Raw genomic sequence first — 3795 nt, forward strand, 5'->3', positions numbered from 1 at the left:
CGGATATATGGTCGCAAACCGTTCTATTCAATGCTTGCACAGCCGGGAGCGTCCATATATGGTGCAATTAACAGTGATGTACCAACTACAGCTTGTCCAGGTGTTGTTTTCAGTATCATACCTAATCCTGAATATGTAGACGAATTAGATGAATAGTTAAAAGAACCTTCACCATTACTTCCGGTTGAGTACTACAAGGTAGAATGGCGTACATTCGCTGATGATAAACTTACAGCTAGACCTAAGCAATTGGTAACAGCAGTAATTGATTCCCGTACTGTTCGAGTTTCATCTGGTATGGATTTTCACTTACGCCAGATAATGAATGATCATTTGGCACCAACTGAACGAGCTGAAATTTCACTACAATATCGAAAAGCAAAAGCTTATATGTCTGAGAATGCATTAACAGAAGTGAATAAAAGAATTAGCGGATTACATGCCTCTCTTTCTAATCAATCGATCGAATTAGCAATGGATCAGAGCTCACGAACAGCATGGGAGGAGCTATTACACCCCATGTTAATAATATACCCTTCTCAATGTCAGGCTTGGGGCAGCAGGCTGCAATCAAAATTTCTCTTGCTATGAATCGACACTCAGGGAAAGCTAATTTTGTAATGATCGAGGAACCAGAAAATCACCTTTCACATACTAGCTTAACTACCCTGCTCTCCATCTGGTCAGCGCCTGGTCAGTCGCGAATCAACTCTGCTTTGGTCAGGCGAAAGTCTCGGATAAATCGAATGAAATCACCGCGATCCCCAAGCTGCTGGCCTTGCTGGATATTGAAGGTTCTACCATCACGATAGACCCGTTTGCCCTGTTAGAATGGTTTTGATTACTTTTAAATATCCTGATAATGTGTAAATCCTTACTATTTTAGGTGAACCTATGATATTACGTACTGCATACTCAATTATTATTACCATCACATAGTTGGTGGGAATATGTAGTGCCAGATAAACCCGCCAGTTAAGCGGGTTTTTTATTACGCCTTAACTGGCTTTCCTCTAAGGAGTAAATATGTATTCAGAGAAAGAATGTAAACAGTACACTGAAACATTAACGAGTTTGATAGCGAAGGCTGACAAAGCTATTACTGAGGAAGATTTTGATTTTCTAATGGACTTCTATACGGAAAATAGTTCGTTAGTTGTTCGAGATGGTCCCAATGTATTTGGTAAGCCAGCCCTACATAAAGCATTTCTATCTATTACACGTAAACAACGCGAATGGTTAAAAGGAGTGGCTGATAAAGCAGGTGTAACTTCGCTGTGTTATGTCTTAGAAGTGGATGATCAGGTTTTCTGTAAAACGCCTGAATTTTTGGCTGTACACGCTCTGCCAGAGCGCAGGGAGAGGTAGCTTCTTCGTCTTTTTTTCGACTGCTCCTTGGCTAATGATGGGCCGGAACGCTGGAATAATAGCATGACAGAACCAATCAGCGTAATTGCAAAAAGTTTAGTCCGTGAGCGGGCACGTACAGGTTTTTCACTGGCGGAAATTACACGACGCGCCAGTATTGCAAAATCCACGCTGTCACAATTGGAGGCTGGTAACGGGAATCACAATCTGGAAACACTCTGGGTATTGTGTGTAGCGTTGAATATCATGGAACAATTTAATATAGGTTCTGACTTAGATTAAATCAGTAAGTCTAAATTTGAAGTTAATGGAGGAAGTAAGTTAATCAATTCCCCCAGAAATATAATTCACTATATTTTTAGGGGAGTGAGAATAATCAACAAATCAGTAAACAAAAAAGTGGCCGATATAATTGGAACAATAGTTCTATATTATTACTCAAGGTAGTTTCCCAATCTTTGCTTCTACAACCACCCCGATAATATGAACATGGTTATTGAGGGGAATCATATTATATTGGGCGTTCAATGGTTTTAAAAAGGTATCATACCCTTCAGTGATCAATTGCTTGAAAGTGGGTTCTTTTTCACCATCAAGTTTTGCTACGACCAGGTTATTGGTTGTAGGTTTCACTTCCGGGTCAACTAAAATGATCATGCCTTGTGGTACGCTTAATCCATTCGGCGACACCATCGAATCTCCTTTGACTTCCAACCAAAAAGCACGTTGTGAACATTCGACAGAAGTTTCATATCTCTTTTCGATATCATTTGTATGATATTTAGGCGCTGGCTCTTCGCACCAATGATCTACATTTACCCATTCGAGTAGTGGATATTGTTTTTGAGGATTTGGATGAGCTGAAAACGCAGCATTATCTCCATAAAGAACGGCTACGAGTTTCCTTGCCTGTTTATCCAGCGATGGGCTGAAATCTGCAATTTTGACGTCCAATTTTTGGGCAAAATAGGCTGCCATCTCCAAATTAAGGGCATTGATGCCATTGAGATAGTGTGAAATCGCACTTTGAGTCTTGCCAATTTCTTCTGCAAGTATTTCTTGAGAGATGCCAAGTTGTTTTTTCTTAGACTCAAAGAGTGCTTTTAAGCGTGCGGCATCTGCAAGCTGTTCTGCTGTGAGTTTCTTTTTCATGCGCTCATTTTAATACCAATGCTATTAAAATGATAAATACTAAAAGTATTGAAATATTTAGTACTTTAGATATTATTTTGAGATAGACAGGAGGAACGGCATGGAAAAAATTCCATTATCAGAATATGTAAAATTAAATGGCCAAGCCAAAACAGCACTTTTGGTTGGTGTTCATCAAACTGCGATCAGTAAAGCATTGCGATCTGGGCGTAAAATATTTTTGATTCGTCAAGAAGATGGAACCTATAAAGCGGAAGAATGCCGCCCATTTCCGAGTCAAAAGCAGGCGGTACTACGGGGGAAAAAAATATCAAAAGTATAATTAATTCAACTAAATTATAGGTTGGACTTAGTTATTTCGCTGATTTTATTAAGATGTTTTTTGTGTATATTGCTCAGGAGAGAACATGAATTCTAACATTCGTCATTATTTCAGAGTGATAGGGAGTATTCTTGATATCATGCCCGCAAACGATTATCGCGATACTTTAAATCTTGACTCGGCCAGTGTAGATTTAATCGAGAATCAGGTGGTTTCTTGCTGTTCATCCTTCCCATCCCCTGATGCATTAAAAAACTATGAGGAAATTCTACCTGGTTGTGCAGAAAGAATATTTTCTTTCAGGGAAAAAGAGCAGGCTTTTCGCCATGAGAAACAGAAAAAAGCAGTTGATGGCCTGATAAGCCGGGACAGAAGAGGGCAATGGATGGGCTTTTTTATCACCATGTTCATCTTAATTATTGCTACTGTTTTTGCATTGAAAGGAGAAATGTTATTTGCTGGCACTTTAATCACTGTCGATTTGGTGGGATTGGTTGCCGTTTTTGTTATTGGGCGAAGAGCAAATATTAAATGATTTCAAGATAATATGATAAGTTATTCAGAGAACATGTAATTATTTTTATTTGCCATTTTTTATGTTTGTTACTTTTATTCAAACTTATATTTGAGGTTCTTATTCTATATCAATAAAACTGCTGGGATATTCATCGACAAATATAAAAAAAATTGTATGATAGGAGCGTATTTATGCATTTAAGCTAAATTAGCGTTTTATAGAGAGTTAATATGGATATTAAAACACTATGTGATTTATACCAATCAGGAAAAAAGCTGAAATATCTTTTTTTCTGGGGGCATAAAGCCAATCATACCAACCACATAACCAAGTCTTGTTTAAGCCAGTGGTATCCAGTTCAATTTACTGTTAATGATGTAAAATATGCAAGTGCGGAGCACTATATGATGGCGGGGAAAGCTCGCTTGTTTAATGA

General features: G+C 38.3%; 5 protein-coding genes and 2 pseudogenes. 6 read left to right on the top strand and 1 reads right to left on the bottom strand.

Annotation, left to right across the window (positions count from 1 at the left end; genetic code table 11):
• Positions 1–670: 670 nt before the first annotated feature.
• From AB204_RS23375 to AB204_RS04220, 3 genes and pseudogenes are all read left to right on the top strand, one after another.
• A pseudogene (locus AB204_RS23375) lies at positions 671–814 on the top strand (ISAs1 family transposase); the annotation flags it as partial.
• 212 nt (positions 815–1026) lie between these two features.
• Positions 1027–1368, top strand: a complete 342-nt coding sequence (locus AB204_RS23005) for a Cif family virulence factor (protein ID WP_053067831.1) — start codon at positions 1027–1029, stop codon at positions 1366–1368.
• A gap of 63 nt (positions 1369–1431) precedes the next feature.
• Positions 1432–1614 (top strand): annotated as a pseudogene (locus AB204_RS04220) (helix-turn-helix domain-containing protein); the annotation flags it as partial.
• A gap of 192 nt (positions 1615–1806) precedes the next feature.
• On the opposite strand, the gene AB204_RS04225 reads toward AB204_RS04220, so the two are convergent.
• Positions 1807–2520: a LexA family protein gene (locus tag AB204_RS04225; protein ID WP_047962139.1), complete on the bottom strand. Its 714-nt coding sequence runs from the start codon at positions 2518–2520 to the stop codon at positions 1807–1809.
• A 100-nt stretch (positions 2521–2620) separates the two neighbouring features.
• Here AB204_RS04225 and AB204_RS04230 point away from each other — a divergent pair, with 100 nt between their 5' ends.
• The 3 genes from AB204_RS04230 to AB204_RS22235 all read left to right on the top strand — a co-directional run.
• Positions 2621–2842 carry a Cro/CI family transcriptional regulator gene (locus AB204_RS04230; protein ID WP_047962140.1) on the top strand — a complete coding sequence of 74 codons (222 nt, stop codon included), beginning with the start codon at positions 2621–2623 and terminating at the stop codon, positions 2840–2842.
• An 85-nt stretch (positions 2843–2927) separates the two neighbouring features.
• On the top strand, positions 2928–3377 hold the full coding sequence (locus tag AB204_RS04235) for a DUF2335 domain-containing protein (protein WP_047962141.1): 450 nt from the start codon (positions 2928–2930) through the stop codon (positions 3375–3377).
• A 212-nt stretch (positions 3378–3589) separates the two neighbouring features.
• Positions 3590–3795: NADAR family protein (locus AB204_RS22235; RefSeq protein WP_152671493.1), on the top strand; the 206-nt coding region annotated here is incomplete at its 3' end.

This window comes from Xenorhabdus khoisanae (assembly GCF_001037465.1).
Classification (GTDB): domain Bacteria; phylum Pseudomonadota; class Gammaproteobacteria; order Enterobacterales; family Enterobacteriaceae; genus Xenorhabdus; species Xenorhabdus khoisanae.